A 16,508-nucleotide genomic window follows, 5' to 3' on the forward strand; every position below is an offset into this window, starting at 1 on the left:
CCCCATTCTCCGCCAAAGTATCAAAACCTGTATAAAGCCTGCAAATCAATGATTAGCAGGCTTTATTGTTTATATCAAGTTTCCCCTCCCTGATTTATGGAACAACAATTGTTTTACGCTGAACGGTATGGGCACTAAAAAAGCCTAATGCCCCACCATTGATATTAGTAACCGGATTTGCTGGTGCAGCCCCATCGGATGAACCGTTGGCATTGGAGAGGCTAAACATATAAGTGTATACAGAAGCATCAATACAATGCATTTCCGCTGTTAAACGATCTCCTTTAACAATATTTTTGCCATGATCTTTGGTTGTGTTTTCAAAGACCAGATACTCATTTATTTCCTGTCCACTGGTAAATTCATCATTGAGCACTTTATATTCACGTTGAATTTTATCATTGATATATTGCTGGAACCAATAGTAGTTTGCCACCCCGGGCGTATCTTTGAATTTCACCATCGGCGTGGTACGGGTTGAATCGTAATCCTTTGGTTTAAGTGTAAAATCCAGGAAAGGTACGTGCTCAGGCATCGTGCTGGATGCGGTGAACATTTCGCCCTGAATGGTTACAGACAGAAAATAGGTTTGACCAGGAGTACCATTAATCGCGGTTGTGGTATAAATCCCCTTACTGATCTCGTTCAACAATACTGAGGTGCCATTATTATCAACCTTAACAATAGCTCCGCTGATGCCGTTAAACTGGTTGTCATCACCAAAATTCTTTGTTTGACTCACATTCACCTGACATACACCTGGTTCGTTGGTAATCATACCCTCAATTACGTACTTTGGGGTATTGTCCTTAAGTTTCAGCTCTATGGCATCTTCACAGGACCAAAGCAACACCATCATAGAAAGTAACAGAAAACGATATATAGAATTCATAAGTTAAAATTTAAAATTGTAAGATACGGATGGAATAAAGCGGAATAAGGTGGTTCTTATTGCCTCGGTACGGTTGGGGTCTGACTCACTATCCTGGAAGGTAATGCGGAATGGATTTTTCCTGCCATAGGCATTGTACAAGCTAAAGCTCAGTTCAGATGAGAATTTCTTGTTCTGTTTCAACATTCGCGTAGCACCCAGGTCTAATCGGTGATAAGCAGGCATACGATCTGCATTGCGTTCAGAGAAATAAAAATAGCTTTGACCAAGTAATCGGTATTTTCCATTTGGAAAAGTAACAGCATTTCCAGTAGAATATACCCAATTTGCAGAAACACTCCATTTTTGGCTCAGTTTATATACGCTGACAACAGAAACATCATGAGTTTTATCCTGACGGGCATTATACCATTGATTGTTGTTGATGCCATCGATTTTTCTTTCCGTTTTTGATAATGTGTAACCTAACCAGCCGCTAAGCCTGCCCGCTTTCTTTTTCAACAGCAGCTCCATACCATAAGCACGCCCCTTGCCAAACAGCAACTGCGTTTCAATTGGTCTGTTTGTAAATATATCAGCACCATTGCGGTAATCAATCTGATTTTTCAGTGTCTTGTAATACGTTTCGACCGTTAGCTCATAAGCAGAGCCAATGTTCCGATAGTAACCCAATGACACCTGGTCACTCAATTCAGGTTTAATAATGTTGGTACTGGCCACCCACCTATCGGTTGGAGAAGCGGCATTAGAATTAGAAATCAAGTGCAGGTTTTGCACATTCCTCACATAAGATGCTTTAACCGATGCCCACTCACCGACTTGCAGTGCAGCGGCTAAACGCGGTTCTAAATTAACATAAGTTTTTACCAGTTCTCCCCTTTTGTAAGCAGTTGAGCCGATTACATCTCCTGCCTGGTTGATGCTGTAATAGTCACCAGGGCCCAATATGGTGAAAGCTGATACTCTCAATCCATAAGTAAGGGTAAGCGCACTACTGGCCTTCCAGGTATTACTCACATAGACTGCGTTTTCCAATGAGTATCTATTTTGAAGGTTCTGTGAAATGAAACCGGAATTTCCTGTGGCCTGCACTTCTCCAGGTTTTATGGTATGGAATATTGAGTTCAAACCAAAGCTAATCGTATTCTGCTCATTAGCATACCACTGGATATCCTCCTTAACATTCCAATCACGAATCTGCGAGAAGAGTGTCAGTGAATTTTCGTCCGTATTAGCCTGCACCTTATAATTGTAGTTGCTAAAAATTACCGAGGTATTGGAAAATAGTTTATTGTTAAAAACATGATTCCAGCGCATGGTTGCGGTAGCATTACCCCAGTTGATTCCAGAAAGGTTATCCGAGGCCAATACATCCTTTCCAAAATAGCCGGATAAAAACAAACGGTCTTTATCCCCTAATATATAATTGGCCTTGGCATTAACATCATAAAAATAAAGCTGTGTATTGTTGATCGAAGTATCGCTGGAGAGTTTTAGGAACATGTCTGCATAAGTCCTGCGGGCAGAGATGAGAAACGATGACTTATCCTTTTGAATTGGCCCTTCTACATTTAATCGTGCAGCAATAAGGCCAATTCCCCCGCTTACCCCCAACTTTTGATTGTTTCCGTCATTCATTTTAACATCCAGAACTGATGACAGACCACCACCATATTGAGCCGGCATTCCACTTTTATACAGCGTTACATTTTTAATTGCATCAGAATTAAAGGTCGAAAAGAAGCCCAGCAAATGGGAGGCGTTGTATACTGGCGCTTCATCTAATAAGATCATATTCTGGTCTGCCGTTCCGCCGCGCACAAACATACCACCATTTCCCTCTCCGGCAGTTTTCACGCCAGGTAATAGCTGCAAGGTTTTGATTAAATCCGGCTCTCCCATGAGTACAGGGACCAATTTAGTTTCGCTGATGCTCAATCGTTCCATTCCCATTTGCGGATTTCCGATATTTCGTTGTGCGGAAGTACTATTGATTGTAACCGTTTCCAATAAATTCTGATCATCAGTTAAGGTAGCATTCAGATTCGTATTTTCTTTCAAATCAATCCGGACTCTGTAGGTTTTTGAGCCGACAGCGCTAATCTCCAGATCATAGCTACCCTTTATCAGGGTAATGGAATAAAAGCCATATTCATTGCTGGCTGTAGCTAAATTAGCGCCCACGATCCTTATGGTTGCGGCAATTAAAGTTTCGCCTGTACTTTGCGATTTAACTGTTCCGCTTAGTGTATACTTTTCTTTGCTTTGTGCCGGATTTGCCGCCGGACCGGCCTCGTCCTTTTTTGTTTTTTCGGGATCAAGGCGAATGAATACTTCTTTATCCAGTATACTGAATTGCAGCGGCTTGTCAGCAAAAGCCAATGTCAGAATCTCTTTCAGGCTTTTATCCCAGGCGGTAATGCTGATCTTAATAGAACTGCTTGCAATCTGTTCATTAAAGGTGAATTTTGCACCGGAAATGGAAGTTATTTTATCTAGTGCTTTTTTAAGTTGTTCGTTTTTTAAGCTTATACTTAACTTTTTATCCAATGGACTTTGGGCATGTGCCCGCGACTGTAGGACTATCAGAAATAATAAGACAACGGCAATAAAGGTTAGGAACCCAACAGGTTCTAGTTTTTTCATTGATATGTTTGTTTGACAGTTATGGATTCATAACTTTATAATTAAATATTGATTTCTTATGTCCTGTAGTTCTCAAGGCTCGGACATTTTAAATTAGTTCAGATACTTGCCTGGTTCTGTATAACAGAATCGGGCATTTATTTTAGGATCACATAATGCCCTCCCTCTTTTCGCCATTTAGCTTCCACAACGGTACTTAGCTTGTTTAATGTTTCATCCAGCGGAGCTGACATGTTCAGATTCCCATAAAATATTGCTTCAGATAACTGCTTATCTAATTTAATTTTTATGTTATACTGATTTTCAAGATCTCTGCTGACTTCCTGAATTTCTGCTCCTTTGTATTCATATAAACCTAATCGTTTATTCATAAAGGTAGCAGCATCAGGATAGTCCACTTTTGAAATACGCGAGGAAATTTTATCAAACACGATACGCTGATTAGCCAATATCGTGTCTCGTTTGCTGCTGTTTGAACCATTAAGTGAAACAGTTACTCTCCCGGTCACAAGGGTCACATTTATTATGTGTTGTTCTTTGTAGGCGGTTACATTAAATGCAGTGCCAAGTACCGTAGTATTGATTTGGCCACTTTTAATGATAAATGGATGTTTGACATCATGTGCTACTTCAAAAAAAGCCTCCCCTTCCAATGATACTTTACGTTCAGTTCCTTCAAATCTGTCGGAATAACTAAGCTTACTATTGGGACTTAGCCACACTTTGGTGCCATCTGACAAATCAAATTGTTTACGCTCGGTTGATGTTGTGATTGATTTGGATTCCTGCGGAGGATTAAATATCCGAGACACATCGGACCAGTAAAAGCAAATTCCTATTACAATTAACAACGTTGCAGCAATACCTGCAAGCCTCTGCATGCCAAAACTGTTGCGACTTGATATCAGTCGATGTGTGGTCTTTTTATCAGGAAATGGAGGGGTTAACCCTTTCTCTGGACTAATGGCGGTTTGATCCCATGTTGCCGACATTAGCGTCATTACCTGTTCATCATCTTTACTTTTCTCAAGCAACCTGAAAAACAATTTCAGCTCTTCTGCTGTACACTGATTGTTCAGGTACTGATGATACAAATATTCAAATTGAACTTTTTCTTCCACAGTTTAAAAATTTACCGGAGGCTGCTTACCCGGCCGGTTTATTATAATACAACTGAAAAAGATGATAGGACTAGTTGGAACGAAAATAATTTGAGGCAATCAGAAAACAAACGATACTTCCATGTTTGCTGACATAGCTGCGAATAAACTTCGTAGCAACAACCATATGATTTTTAACCGTGTTTTTTGAAATATTCAGCCTTTCGGCAATCTGTTCATGAGTCATCTCTTCATTACGGCTCATTTGATAGATCAATTTCTTTTGTGCCGGCAAAAGTGCAATGGCTTCATCATAGGTTTTGAGTAACTCTTTCTCCAGGAGGCTGTCGTCAGTTGAGTGGCGAATAGCATCCATATAATTTAACACCTCTTCCTGCAGCACCTTGTCGCGTGCTATTTTTTTGAGGTGGTTAAGCACATGGTTTAGTGTAATTTTTCTGATGTAGGCATCAAAATTGAGTTCAGGGTTGATCTGGTCTTTTTTCTGCCAGATCCTGATGAAAACTTCCTGCACAACTTCCTCTGCCGTCTCCGCAGACTTACAAAGGTTGCAGGCATAAAGGTATATTTTACTTCTGTACAGGTTATAGATTTGCGCAAAAGCCAACTGATCACCTTCTCTGAGCTTTTTCAGTAGTTCAATGTCCTCAGTGATATCCGGCAGATGTGTAGGCATAAAAATCTATTGCGCCCAATGTTAGATAAAAATTCTTAGAATTGGAAACAATCGGGTCAACTGTAAAACTTTCCGATCATATGGTCAATACAAATGACAAACCACTTTAAAACCCTTTTGCATATTTTTTGTCTCTTTTGACCAGTTGGGAGCTTTTCTGATAAGACACCTAAATTTTACCCTAAAAAACCATTAAAAGTCAGATCAATAGTTTTCAAAAAGAACAGAATCAAGGGTAGAGAATTTGTTACAAAGAATTAACCCAATAATAACCTAAAGTTGGTATTAATCAAAACCAGCATTCCTAATATTACCCAGACTTTAAATTACTGGAGTCACAAAATAATTCTAGTTCAAAACAAATGAAAAAAATCCTGCTTTTTACAATCCTTCAATTGCTGATCATCAAGGGCATCGCCCAAACGATTAATACCGTAAATTCCGGGGACCCATTTGGAATGACCTCAACTCAGCCATTCTTATTTTCCATAAACACCCTTACCCCTCAAAATACCAGATGGAATATCCATTATTCAGGAAGTTATGGGCAACGGACGACAGGACAGTTCGGATACGATGGTCTGGGGCAGCAGTTTGGCGTAAAAGGCTATTTGGGTAACCGTTTCACTTTATATGCCACTGCGGCAATCGGTTTCGCAAACCGTGGTGGGATAACCTCTGCCGAGCAAGCTGAAGTAATTAGGGATTTAATTGGCGGCACACAACTCAGTGGTTTTAGACTCGGCGCTGGGTTGGGGGTAAGTCGGGATTGGTCAAACGTAAAATCAGCCATCAGTAGGATAACCGCCTCATTTGATCAAATCAATTGGCGTTTGCTGGGTAATTTAAGGTTTGAAAAAGCATTCGACAGTAATAGAGATAAACTGGATTTTATTACCAGTCTGGGTTACCAGCATCGCATTTCTGGCGGACTATATGTGGGTTTTGAAGCCGTAGGTCAGGATCTGGAAGGATTCTGGGAAAAAGATGAAGCAGAAGGAGGTGCCAAAGTATTAGTCGGTCCTGCGATAAACCTTGAACCCGCCCATTCAAAACTATCGTTCTCGCTTTCCGGTGGACCGGTATTTTATGCAACCAGAAGCCAGGTAATCCCATCAGAAGCCATTCGCGATATTGGCACGGTAGCATCAGGAAACGGATATACCATCAGAGCTTTGATTAACTTCAACTTGCGCAATCATTAAAACCTTATTCAATAGTAGTATGAAAAAATTCATTATATTTTTTGCATTTGTATTTGTGATCAACCAGACTCAGGCACAATGGCCGGGAAAGATTGAAAAAACAAGTCAGATCTTATTGCCGAATGGCTGGAAATTAAGTCCTGCAGGCCGCTCGATCAATTTAGGAGATCTGCCACTGAACATGCAACTAAGTTCAACAGGTAAATTCCTTGCAGTCACTAATAACGGGCAAAGCATACAGTCGCTACAGCTAATTGATCCTAAAACTGAAGCCATACTTGACGAACAGGTATTGGCCAAATCCTGGTATGGACTGGCTTTCAGTAAAGATGAGCAACATGTGTATGTATCCGGAGGAAACGATAACTGGATTCTGGACTTTCGGATCGAAAACAATAAACTGGGGAAAAGCGATACCATTAAGCTTGGCCCAGTTTGGCCGAAGGGAAAAATAAGCCCTGCAGGTATTGCCGTAAATAAAGCAAATACGCGGCTATATACCGTAACCAAAGAAGACAGCACCCTTTACATCATCAATCCTAATGAAAAAAAGGTGTTGAAAAAAGTGCAGTTACCGGCAATTGCATATAGCTGCCTCCTCTCTCCAGACGGCAATAAGTTATACATCTCTTTATGGGGCGGGCGGGCTGTAGCGATCGTCAGCACTGCATCAGAAGAAATTGTTCAGCAGGTCCTGGTCGGAGATCATCCAAATGAATTGCTTTTAAATAAAAAAGGTAACTTTTTATTTGTTGCCAATGCGAATGACAATACCGTTTCGGTGATCAATACCCTAACCAATAAGGTAAGTGAAACCATTGCGACAACCCTTTATGCCACCCAGTTAACAGGCTCCACAACCAATGGACTAGCCTTAAGCACCAACGAGAAAACACTTTATATTGCCAATGCCGATAACAATTGCCTTGCAGTTTTTGATGTCAGTCGCCCAGGCAGCAGTCAGAGCCTGGGCTTTATACCCGTAGGATGGTACCCGACCAATGTAAAAACCCTGGGGTCAAAGATCCTGGTTACAAATGGCAAAGGTAATACCTCGCTAGCCAATCCGGAAGGTCCACAGCCCATATCAAAAGCGGATAACAGTGGCTATCAGATGGGCGGTACAGCTAATAATAAACTCCAGTACATCGCCGGTCTGTTTAAAGGAACCTTATCTTTTATTGATGTACCTAAAGCAGAGCAATTAAAATCTTATACAGCTCAAGTTTACGCAAATACGCCATTTAGCGACAAACGAACAATATTGGCCGATGGAGAGGCCGGAAATCCTATTCCGCGAAAACAGGGGCAGAAATCCCCCATAAAGCACGTGTTTTATATCATTAAGGAAAACCGAACCTATGATCAGGTTTTGGGCGATCTCCCTCAGGGTAACGGCGATTCTTCCTTAACACTTTTTGGCAAAAAGATTACGCCTAATCAGCATGCGCTTGCAGAAGACTATGTGCTACTGGATAATTTCTATGTAGATGCCGAAGTAAGTGCCGACGGGCACAACTGGAGTATGGCCGCTTATGCTACTGATGTTATTGAGAAATCCTGGCCAACCGGGTATGGAGGCCGGGGAGGTACGGGGAATTATGAGGGTGGCCGTCCGATAACGTATCCTAAGGATGGATTTATATGGGATTACTGTCAGCGCGCGGGTATTACCTACCGTAGCTATGGAGAGTTTGGGGATTATGCCAAAGCGAATATCAAATCACTTCAAGGGCATATGTGCCCTGCATCTCCCGGTTTTGATATGGACATTACCGACCAGGTGAGAGCTGATGCCTGGCAGCATGACTTTGATTCTTTATTAAATGTCGGTGCAGTTCCGCAATTCAGTACGCTAAGGATTTCAAACGACCACACCAGTGGACAGAAAAAAGGCAAGGTATCTCCTCAGGCCGCTGTTGCAGATAATGACCTTGCGGTTGGGCGCATCTTAGAACACCTATCTCACAGTCCGATCTGGAAAGAATCAGTTGTTTTCATTTTAGAGGACGATGCGCAAAATGGACCCGACCATGTAGACGCCCATCGCTCACCGGCTTACGTGGTAGGACCTTATGTAAAACGAAATACAGCAGTACATACCATGTATTCTACTTCGGGCTTTTTAAGAACCATGGAACTGATTTTAGGCCTGCCACCAATGAGCCAGTATGATGCCGCAGCGGTTCCATTATTCGAATGCTTTACAAGTACACCTGATTTTAAACCCTATACGGTAAAACAGCCTTTAATAGATTTGGACACCCGCAATGTAGCCAACAACGAAAGCAGCCGACGTTCTGAGCAGTTTAATTTTGCAAAAGAAGATGCTGCTCCTGATCTTGATCTGAATGAGGTGGTCTGGAAATCTGTAAAGGGTGAGCATTCAGTGATGCCAGCTCCCAAAAGAAGTGCTTTTGTAATCCTCGAAAAAAAGAAAAAGGATGATGATGACTAAAAAACTAGCGAGCTATTTACTTTTCAAGATAGCTAACGGGTTTAACTCGAATTACATCACGATCTTGAATTCTGTCCATTCACCAATAGTTTGCAAAGAAAATTTAAAATTGTGGTTATAAAGGATTTCCCTTGTCAACATCAATCCAATACCTTGTCCATTTTTGGTCGTGCTAAAAAAGGGAGAGAAAAGCCGACGGCTGACCTCATTTGGGATTCCAGGTCCGGTGTTCGAAATGGAAATCATTTGATCTGGTGAAGCAGTTTTGATGCGTATGGTTCCCGAATAGTCCACAGCCTCAATCGCATTTTTCAGAATATTTATGAAGACCTGTTCCAATTGCTGGTAATCAGCAAAGGTTTCAAGCACCAATGCATCCAGGTCCCACTGCCAGCTGACATTTTTTTTTCTGGCAGTAGGTTCCATAAGGAGCACAACTGAGCGAAGCAATGCGATCAGGTCAACAATATGCTTAACGGGTTCAGGAACACGCACAACCCTGGCAAAATTCGACATCAGATCACTCAGGCTATGGTTGCGGCCTATGGAAGTATTTAGGGCCGCATCATAATCTTCCTGATCAGCTTCATCCAGTTGATGTTTGTAATTTAGGCAGCTGTTAAGAATTGAATTGATGGCACCGATAGAATTGTTCACCTCATGAGACATCATCTTAATCACCTTCTCATAAGCATTTTTTTCCTTCAGGTAGATCTCGCGACTAAGTTCTTCAATCGTAATAAAAGTCCGTGAATACCCAAGATCTGTGAAGGTCGATTTGTGGCATTTGTAGGATTTTATTCCATTCAGATTAATTACTTTAGCATCATTCACTTTTACCAGTACCAGTTCTTCAGCAAGTCGTCCGCCAATTTGGCTCAATGATTTACCTAAAATCTCACCACGCTGCAGACCTAATATTTCTGTAGCGGCAGGATTCACTGCCCCAATAATTCCGTTAAACTCAAATATAATGATCCCCGAAGGAGAGGCTTCAATAAGTTTTCCTAAGAAGGAACTTTTCTCCGCCTGAAGCAGGCGCTCATGTCTTAATTGTCCGATCATCATGTTATACACATCGATCAATTCATCCATCTCGGGATGTCCAATCTGGTTCAATCTGGCACTAAAATCCTTGTCTTTCAGCGTTTCTATTCCCGAGGAGATGGTATCAAACGTCTGGCTGATCGAACGATACAACCAATAAGAAAAGATCAGCGAAACAAAAAGCATGCCCTCCCCGATCAGGAAAGCAGTTCTGCTTGCCGCATATAGTTCCGTAAGCAGGTAGATAAATACCGCATGAACAACAAGTGCCACCAATAAAACTTTAGTTTTGAGCTTCATAAGGGATGTTGTATTTCTCCAGTTTACGGTATAGCGTGCCCCTGCTTAAACCCAGTGCTTTGGCCACTCTGCTAATATTATTTTGATGAAAAGCCATTGCATTCCTGATCATGGAAAGTTCCATTTCATCAATTGATAAAGTTCCCACAGCAGGTAACGTCAGCGAGGCATTTGGTAATCGTTGGGCTTCCAGGTGTTGCTCAAAATCCTTTATATACAAGTAATCCCCTTCGCTGAGCAATACAGTACGTTCAATCAGGTTTTTAAGTTCTCGGATATTACCCGGCAGCGGAAGTGATTTTAACCAGTTATAGGTTTTTCTATCTATCTGAAGCTTCGGCCGCTGATAAATTTCTTTAAGGTTTTTCAAGAAATAATTGGCCAAAATCGGAATATCTTCTGTACGTTCCCGAAGCGGTGGCAAACGGATAATGATCAGGTTGATGCGGTAATACAAGTCCTCCCTAAATTTTGCAGCAGAGATCATTTCCCTTAGATCGCGGTTGGTGGCACAGACTACCCTAAGGTCAACGGACCGGGTCCTGCTGTCACCCAACACCTCATACTTGCGGTCCTGTAATACTCTCAGCAGCTTTACCTGGCTGTTTAAATCCAGGTCACCTATTTCATCTAAGAAAATGGTGCCTTTATCGGCCAGTTCAAACCGACCTACTCTGTCGGTGCGCGCATCCGTAAAGGCGCCACGTTTATGACCAAACATCTCACTTTCAAATAAGCTGGAAGAAATTCCTCCAAGATTTACTTTTACAAATGCTTTATTTCTGCGGGAACTGTTTTCATGAATGGCTTCCGCTACGAGTTCTTTCCCAGTGCCACTCTCTCCAATAATGAGTACTGAGGCATCAGTGCTACTGACCCTTGCAATGGTCTGTAATACCTCCAAAAGTTGTGGATCTTCACCAACAATATTCTCAAAACCATATTTTTCATTCAGCTTCTTACGCGTCATTGCCCCTGGCGTATCCAATTCAATTGATAAATCCAGTGCTGTTCTTAATGCCCGCATTAAATGTTCGTTGTCCCAGGGTTTATTGATAAAATCTGCTGCCCCGGCTTTCATGCCCTCCACTGCCAGTTTAATCGATCCCCATCCGGTCATTAAAATAACTGGCAGCAGTGGTCTTGATTTTTTGATCTGCTGCAGCATAGCCAGCCCATCTTCCCCTGTAGTTTCCATAGAAAAGTTCATATCCAACAATACCGCATCTACTGGCTTTTCTTTAAGGTGCTTGAGTGCCTCTTCGGGACCATTTGCCTTGATGGATTTAAACCCATTCTGTTTTAACAACAGGTTTAGGGAAGCACATACAGCAATATCATCATCAATAATCAAAATCATAGGAACAAATTAAATTAGTTTATTCTTCATGTAATGCATCCGAAGGATTCAGCCTGGCTGCTTTTAAACTTGGATAGAAAGCGCAACTCAACATCAGCAAATACAAAAACAATGCAGCCCCCAAAATACTTAAAGTTCCATAATAGGCGTCTAAATATTGCATAATTAACATCTGAATCGCAATTAGCAAGCCCGGTAAAATACCTAAGGTAGTCAGCACTATGGATTCCAGGAGAAATTGCTGCAATATATCAGCCGGGCTTGCCCCCATGGTCACCCGCAGGCCAACTTCTGCTTTGCGTTTTGACAGGTTATAACTAAATACGCCAGAGATTCCCAGGAAAACATTGATCAGCAAAAATGCAAATACCAGCAAGGTAATACTCAACTGAATGTAATCTGTTTTCTGTGCATATTTTTTGACCAGCGTTAAAGAAATATTCTGCCTGATCAGAATTTCCGAAATGCCAACCGAGTTGATGGTTTTCCTGATCTGATCCTCCAGCAACTGGAAATTATCCGTGTTTTTTGATTTAAGCAAATAACTTGTTGCAGCAGTTTTCAATGGGATAAAAAATCCCGGGTTCAGATCAGCTCCGGTGTTCTCTCTGACCGCTTCCGATACCCCGACGATCAGGGCCGGCCTGTCGCCAATCAGGATCGTTTTTCCGATCGGGCTCCCCTGTTTGAAATCCCGTTCCGCTAAATCTTCAGTGAGGACCACCGGAATGGCATTTAACACATAGTCTTTTGCCGTAAACCATCGACCTTCGACTAGTTTAATGCCGAGTACCGTTGAATAATTCTCATCTACCTCAAATCCCAGAGCCTTGCTGGTTTGTTTGTTATAGGTGATCTTTTCTTCATTACCCCATTGTTGAAAAGGAATTACCTGAGTGGCACTTACCAACTCGATTTCTTTAACAGCCTGAAGCTTCTGCTGGATTAGCCTGCTGAACTCCAATTTCTTTTCCTCCGGCAGGTGTTGAAAATCGAGTACCACCAACCAGGAATCTTCGTACTGATAACCCAATGGTCTGAAATAGTTACCTAATTTTTTCAAATTCAAACCCAAACAAAGAAAAAGCGCGGTAAAGGTGACAAATAGTTGTAGTAACAGGAAGAAATTCGCTTTTTTCCTGTTCATTATCATTTTAAACAAATGCAAAATCATAAGCTGTTTCCTCCTTTCAATGCGTAAATAACATCCATTCGCGACATTTTCCAGGCGGGATAAATCCCCGAGACCAATCCAAGTAACAGACAGCTAAAAAGACAGAAACCAAACACCCGCCAGCTGATGATAAAACTATCGGTCGGCATTTTGAATAGCGGATCAAAGGTGTTGATAAACTGTACCAGCAACTGTGAGGCGTAAATGGATAAGCCTAGGCCGATCAATCCACCAATTAAGGTAATGATGATGTTTTCTGTTACCAGTTGCCCCACAAGGGTACCGGAAGTTGCACCGAACGACTTACGGATACCGATTTCCTCTGCCCGTTCTCCAATCCTGGTGACATTAATATTCACCAGACTGATTGCCGGGATCAGCATAAAAAGGATCAGCACAATACTAATTACAATCGCGGTTTTCCCATATTCAGGTTCATCATCGTTAAAGGAGCTGCTTTTCGCAAATTGTTCCAAAGCGGTGAATGCATGCACTTTTACCGAATCTGCACCCGAAACCAGATTCGCTTTTTTTAGAATCCCTCTTAGCTCGGCACGCACCTTTTTCAGGTCGTTCGTCTTTGCTAACAGCAGCGCATTATAAGTGCCTTCCAGCGCTTTTTCTGTTCGCTGGGTATTCACATCAGTGGTGTAAGGAACATAAACATCGGAATAAATTCTGCTGAAGGGCGTTGCGGGCTTTACTACACCAATCACTTGGTAAGCTATTCCTTGTATCGGAAAGGTCTTCCCCAGGGCAGCGCCGTCCTTAAAAAAGTATGCTTTTGTTTTTTCACTGATCACGGCAACCCGGGCACCTTTTCTGACCTCGATAATATTAAAGGGTTTTCCTTCCAAAAATTCAAAATCCGTGATCTTCCAGAAATTTTCATCGGTAAACTTAAGGATATGACCCGCAGTTTTTCCATTTAGGAACGAAATAAACTCTCTGGTCGTAAAGTAGGAAATGGTCTCAGTGCTTTGCAAAGCTCGTATATTTTTTTGAAGGAAGCTGATGCTAGGTGCCGCATCTGTCTTTTTATCCCCCTTATAAACAGATACTTTATCAAGGATCAGCGTTCTTTCCCGATGAATTTCCGGCGGATTCGCACTCACAATCTGATCCAGAAAGGATGCGAATACCGTGATGACCATAAGGGTCAGGCTAATGCCCACGAGGGTCAGCGCGGTATAATACTTCTTGCGAAGCATAACTTTAAAAGTGAGTTTTATATAATTTTTTAACATGATTTCTAGGTTATACAGATTAACTGACTTGCTGGCCGTCAAAAAAGTGAATGATCCGCTGTGTTTTTTTTGCCATCTGCTCATCGTGAGTGACCATAACGATTGTTGTACCATCAATTTTATTCAGATGAAGCATTAAGTTCATCACCTCTTCTCCCATAGCACTGTCGAGGTTCCCGGTTGGCTCATCTGCAAGCAGGATTTCGGGATCCCCAATAATAGCACGGGCAATGGCCACGCGCTGACGCTGTCCACCCGAAAGCTGATTGGGGTAGTGCTTGGTGCGGGCACTTAATCCTACTTTCTCCAAAGCGACTAAAGCTCTTTTGCGCCTTTCAGTACCTGAAATACCCTTGCGGTATAAAAGTGGTAGCTCCACATTGTCTATAACCGAAAGGTCATTGATCAGGTGATAACTCTGAAAAATAAAACCCAGCTTAAGATTTCGGAAGGTTGCCAGGCGTTTGCGGCTGAGAGAAGTGACAGGCTGATTGGCAATTGCAATGGATCCGGCAGTGGGCGTATCCAATAGTCCCATTATGTTGAGTAAAGTACTTTTGCCGCAGCCAGAAGGGCCCATAATGGCTACAAATTCCCCTTTGTTAATGTTAAGATTAATGTGGTTCAGGGCAGTGGTTTCGATAGTTTTGGTACGGTAAACTTTTTCTATGTTTGATAATTGTATCATTTCGATTTGAGTTAATAATTGTTATTATAGGATTTTACATTCCGTGACGAGAAATTGAAGCTCCGCTCCTGGTGGTCTAAAAGTTACCACTAATTTTCCATTTTCACCCTTCAAAATAAGTATCAATTGGTCTTGGGGTCATCTGGCATTTTATTGGCAAAGGAATTAAGTTTTTCATATGATTTTGTGGTTTTATGGTGTCATTTATTGATTAGAAGGCTTATATTTTTTTATTGGTGGTAAAATCATAAAGCGTCAGCTGCCGAAGGTTGAAGTAGGCACTCCAAAAGCTTCTTAAGGCAAAGATATAATCACGGCGTGCCTGATCCTTTTCCTGCAAAGCGATGTTCAGATCGGTAATGCTCAAGTCGTTCAGCAGGTATCTTTTCTGCGCGATTTCATAGCGCTGGGTTGCAGTGAGATCTGCTTCTGCGTTGGTTTGCATTTGTTCTTTGATCATCGCAAACTGTCTCAGAATGGTATAGATCTCTTGCTCAAAGTTTATTTGTGCCTGCTTAACGGTTGCGGCTATCAACTTGCGATTGGACTGTGCCGTTTTAATTCTCGAAGCCGAACGTCCCCAGTCCAGAATAGGGATCTGAAAACCCAATCTTATTTCCTGCTGGTCCTTAGCACGGCTATATATTCCCGGAAGCCGATCCGCTACATTGGTCAATCCAAATGTTCCAAAGAGGTTTACTTTCAGGCCGTTTTCTCCCCGTGCTTTGGCAACGTCCTTATCCGCTTCAAGCAAAGCCCGTTTAAACTCTATGGATTTCTGACGGTTATCTTTTGCCTGCTGGACAGCAATTGCAGGATCTACCTCAAAAGTCAGCAGATGTTCAGGAAGGATAAGCTTAATCTGGTTATCCGCAGAAAAACCAATAAAGGATTTTAACTGAAGGTCAGCCGTTTCTGCATCCACATTGGCCTGAGCCACAGCTTTCCTTGCGTTCAACACCCCCAGTTTTAATCGTAGCAGTTCGTCTTTGGACAACCGACCCAGGGCTGCTTTGCCTTCACCGATTTTGTAAATGGTCTCATTGTTCGACAGATTTTTAACGGCGATATCCTTGTTGATCTGGGCAATCAGCAAACCAAAAAACAGTTCTGAGGCATCTCGTCCCACCACTTCCATGTCTTCTTTGTACTTTTTCTGTGATTCTTCATAACGCAAAGGTTCGATCTTCTGATCCCACAATAGAGAATTGAAGGCAAACAACGGCTGATTCAGGCCGATGATCAATGGATTCCCATTGTAACGGGTTTGTTTGCGGTCGAAATCTGAGAACCTCAATACATTGGAGCCAAGGAATACTTGTCCGCCGGTTAAACTGATATTTTGTGTGAGGCCAAGGTTGATTTGAGAATTATCGTTAATCACGGGCTTAAATTCTACTGTTCCATCTGGCTGGATCACCGGGATATTGGTTTTACTAAATTGTGGCAAAGTCCCATCCAGCGTAAGTTGTGGATTATAATTTGATTTAAATGTTCTATACTGCCAATACTGATTTTCACGAATGGTCTCGGCCTGTACAGCTGCTGTAGAATGCATTTTGGCGATACCGATAACATCGTTCAACTTTAATTTTACGGTATCACTATCCCCCTGACCTTTCCCGAGAATGGGCGTGAGAATCGCTGAAAATAATAGGATGGTTTTGAACATGATTTTGTGTGTCATTTGTTTT

Annotated in this window: 12 protein-coding genes; 2 read left to right on the plus strand and 10 right to left on the minus strand. The window is 41.9% G+C overall.

What is annotated here, in order from left to right; all coding sequences use genetic code 11:
• Window positions 1-94 precede the first annotated feature (94 nt).
• The 4 genes from AC1DDK_RS09705 to AC1DDK_RS09720 all read right to left on the minus strand — a co-directional run bounded on the left by AC1DDK_RS09705 (window position 95) and on the right by AC1DDK_RS09720 (window position 5,335).
• Window positions 95-892: a DUF4249 domain-containing protein gene (locus AC1DDK_RS09705; protein ID WP_337714972.1), complete on the minus strand. Its 798-nt coding sequence runs from the start codon at window positions 890-892 to the stop codon at window positions 95-97.
• Between the two features lie 3 nt (window positions 893-895).
• Window positions 896-3,538 (minus strand): TonB-dependent receptor, encoded by a 2,643-nt coding sequence (locus AC1DDK_RS09710; RefSeq protein ID WP_337714974.1) that lies wholly within the window; start codon window positions 3,536-3,538, stop codon window positions 896-898.
• A gap of 137 nt (window positions 3,539-3,675) precedes the next feature.
• On the minus strand, window positions 3,676-4,659 hold the full coding sequence (locus AC1DDK_RS09715) for a FecR family protein (protein ID WP_172663443.1): 984 nt from the start codon (window positions 4,657-4,659) through the stop codon (window positions 3,676-3,678).
• A 70-nt stretch (window positions 4,660-4,729) separates the two neighbouring features.
• Window positions 4,730-5,335, minus strand: a complete 606-nt coding sequence (locus tag AC1DDK_RS09720; RefSeq protein ID WP_172663444.1) for an RNA polymerase sigma factor — start codon at window positions 5,333-5,335, stop codon at window positions 4,730-4,732.
• 362 nt (window positions 5,336-5,697) lie between these two features.
• Here AC1DDK_RS09720 and AC1DDK_RS09725 point away from each other — a divergent pair, with 362 nt between their 5' ends.
• The gene (locus AC1DDK_RS09725; protein ID WP_337714976.1) at window positions 5,698-6,540 is read left to right on the plus strand and encodes a hypothetical protein; all 843 of its coding nucleotides are present in this window, start codon (window positions 5,698-5,700) and stop codon (window positions 6,538-6,540) included.
• A gap of 19 nt (window positions 6,541-6,559) precedes the next feature.
• A complete protein-coding gene (locus AC1DDK_RS09730) occupies window positions 6,560-8,998 on the plus strand; it encodes a bifunctional YncE family protein/alkaline phosphatase family protein (RefSeq protein ID WP_337714978.1) in 2,439 nt (812 codons plus the stop codon).
• A gap of 51 nt (window positions 8,999-9,049) precedes the next feature.
• On the opposite strand, the gene AC1DDK_RS09735 is transcribed toward AC1DDK_RS09730, so the two are convergent.
• From AC1DDK_RS09735 to AC1DDK_RS09760, 6 genes are all read right to left on the minus strand, one after another.
• A complete protein-coding gene (locus AC1DDK_RS09735; protein WP_337714980.1) occupies window positions 9,050-10,345 on the minus strand; it encodes a sensor histidine kinase in 1,296 nt (431 codons plus the stop codon).
• The gene (locus AC1DDK_RS09740) at window positions 10,329-11,705 is read right to left on the minus strand and encodes a sigma-54-dependent transcriptional regulator (RefSeq protein WP_172663448.1); all 1,377 of its coding nucleotides are present in this window, start codon (window positions 11,703-11,705) and stop codon (window positions 10,329-10,331) included. The genes AC1DDK_RS09735 and AC1DDK_RS09740 overlap by 17 nt, the downstream gene beginning before the upstream one ends.
• Before the next feature lie 19 nt (window positions 11,706-11,724).
• Window positions 11,725-12,852 (minus strand): ABC transporter permease, encoded by a 1,128-nt coding sequence (locus tag AC1DDK_RS09745; RefSeq protein WP_288880135.1) that lies wholly within the window; start codon window positions 12,850-12,852, stop codon window positions 11,725-11,727.
• A 23-nt stretch (window positions 12,853-12,875) separates the two neighbouring features.
• Entirely contained in the window at window positions 12,876-14,126 is a 1,251-nt protein-coding gene (locus AC1DDK_RS09750; RefSeq protein WP_288880138.1) for an ABC transporter permease, read from the minus strand.
• A gap of 19 nt (window positions 14,127-14,145) precedes the next feature.
• The gene (locus AC1DDK_RS09755) at window positions 14,146-14,814 is read right to left on the minus strand and encodes an ABC transporter ATP-binding protein (protein WP_172663451.1); all 669 of its coding nucleotides are present in this window, start codon (window positions 14,812-14,814) and stop codon (window positions 14,146-14,148) included.
• A gap of 220 nt (window positions 14,815-15,034) precedes the next feature.
• Entirely contained in the window at window positions 15,035-16,501 is a 1,467-nt protein-coding gene (locus tag AC1DDK_RS09760; protein WP_337714982.1) for a TolC family protein, read from the minus strand.
• Between the last annotated feature and the right edge of the window lie 7 nt (window positions 16,502-16,508).

The sequence above is a fragment of the Pedobacter sp. 05T44 genome (assembly GCF_056395985.1).

Excerpts from the sequence above, each read along its gene's own strand:
- AC1DDK_RS09730 (WP_337714978.1), top strand. The coding sequence starts at position 6,560 with ATGAAAAAATTCATTATATTTTTTGCATTTGTATTTGTGATCAACCAG.
- AC1DDK_RS09755 (WP_172663451.1), bottom strand. The coding sequence starts at position 14,814 with ATGATACAATTATCAAACATAGAAAAAGTTTACCGTACCAAAACTATC.
- AC1DDK_RS09745 (WP_288880135.1), bottom strand. The coding sequence starts at position 12,852 with ATGAACAGGAAAAAAGCGAATTTCTTCCTGTTACTACAACTATTTGTC.
- AC1DDK_RS09710 (WP_337714974.1), bottom strand. The coding sequence starts at position 3,538 with ATGAAAAAACTAGAACCTGTTGGGTTCCTAACCTTTATTGCCGTTGTC.
- AC1DDK_RS09705 (WP_337714972.1), bottom strand. The coding sequence starts at position 892 with ATGAATTCTATATATCGTTTTCTGTTACTTTCTATGATGGTGTTGCTT.
- AC1DDK_RS09735 (WP_337714980.1), bottom strand. The coding sequence starts at position 10,345 with ATGAAGCTCAAAACTAAAGTTTTATTGGTGGCACTTGTTGTTCATGCG.
- AC1DDK_RS09720 (WP_172663444.1), bottom strand. The coding sequence starts at position 5,335 with ATGCCTACACATCTGCCGGATATCACTGAGGACATTGAACTACTGAAA.
- AC1DDK_RS09725 (WP_337714976.1), top strand. The coding sequence starts at position 5,698 with ATGAAAAAAATCCTGCTTTTTACAATCCTTCAATTGCTGATCATCAAG.
- AC1DDK_RS09760 (WP_337714982.1), bottom strand. The coding sequence starts at position 16,501 with ATGACACACAAAATCATGTTCAAAACCATCCTATTATTTTCAGCGATT.
- AC1DDK_RS09750 (WP_288880138.1), bottom strand. The coding sequence starts at position 14,126 with ATGTTAAAAAATTATATAAAACTCACTTTTAAAGTTATGCTTCGCAAG.
- AC1DDK_RS09740 (WP_172663448.1), bottom strand. The coding sequence starts at position 11,705 with ATGATTTTGATTATTGATGATGATATTGCTGTATGTGCTTCCCTAAAC.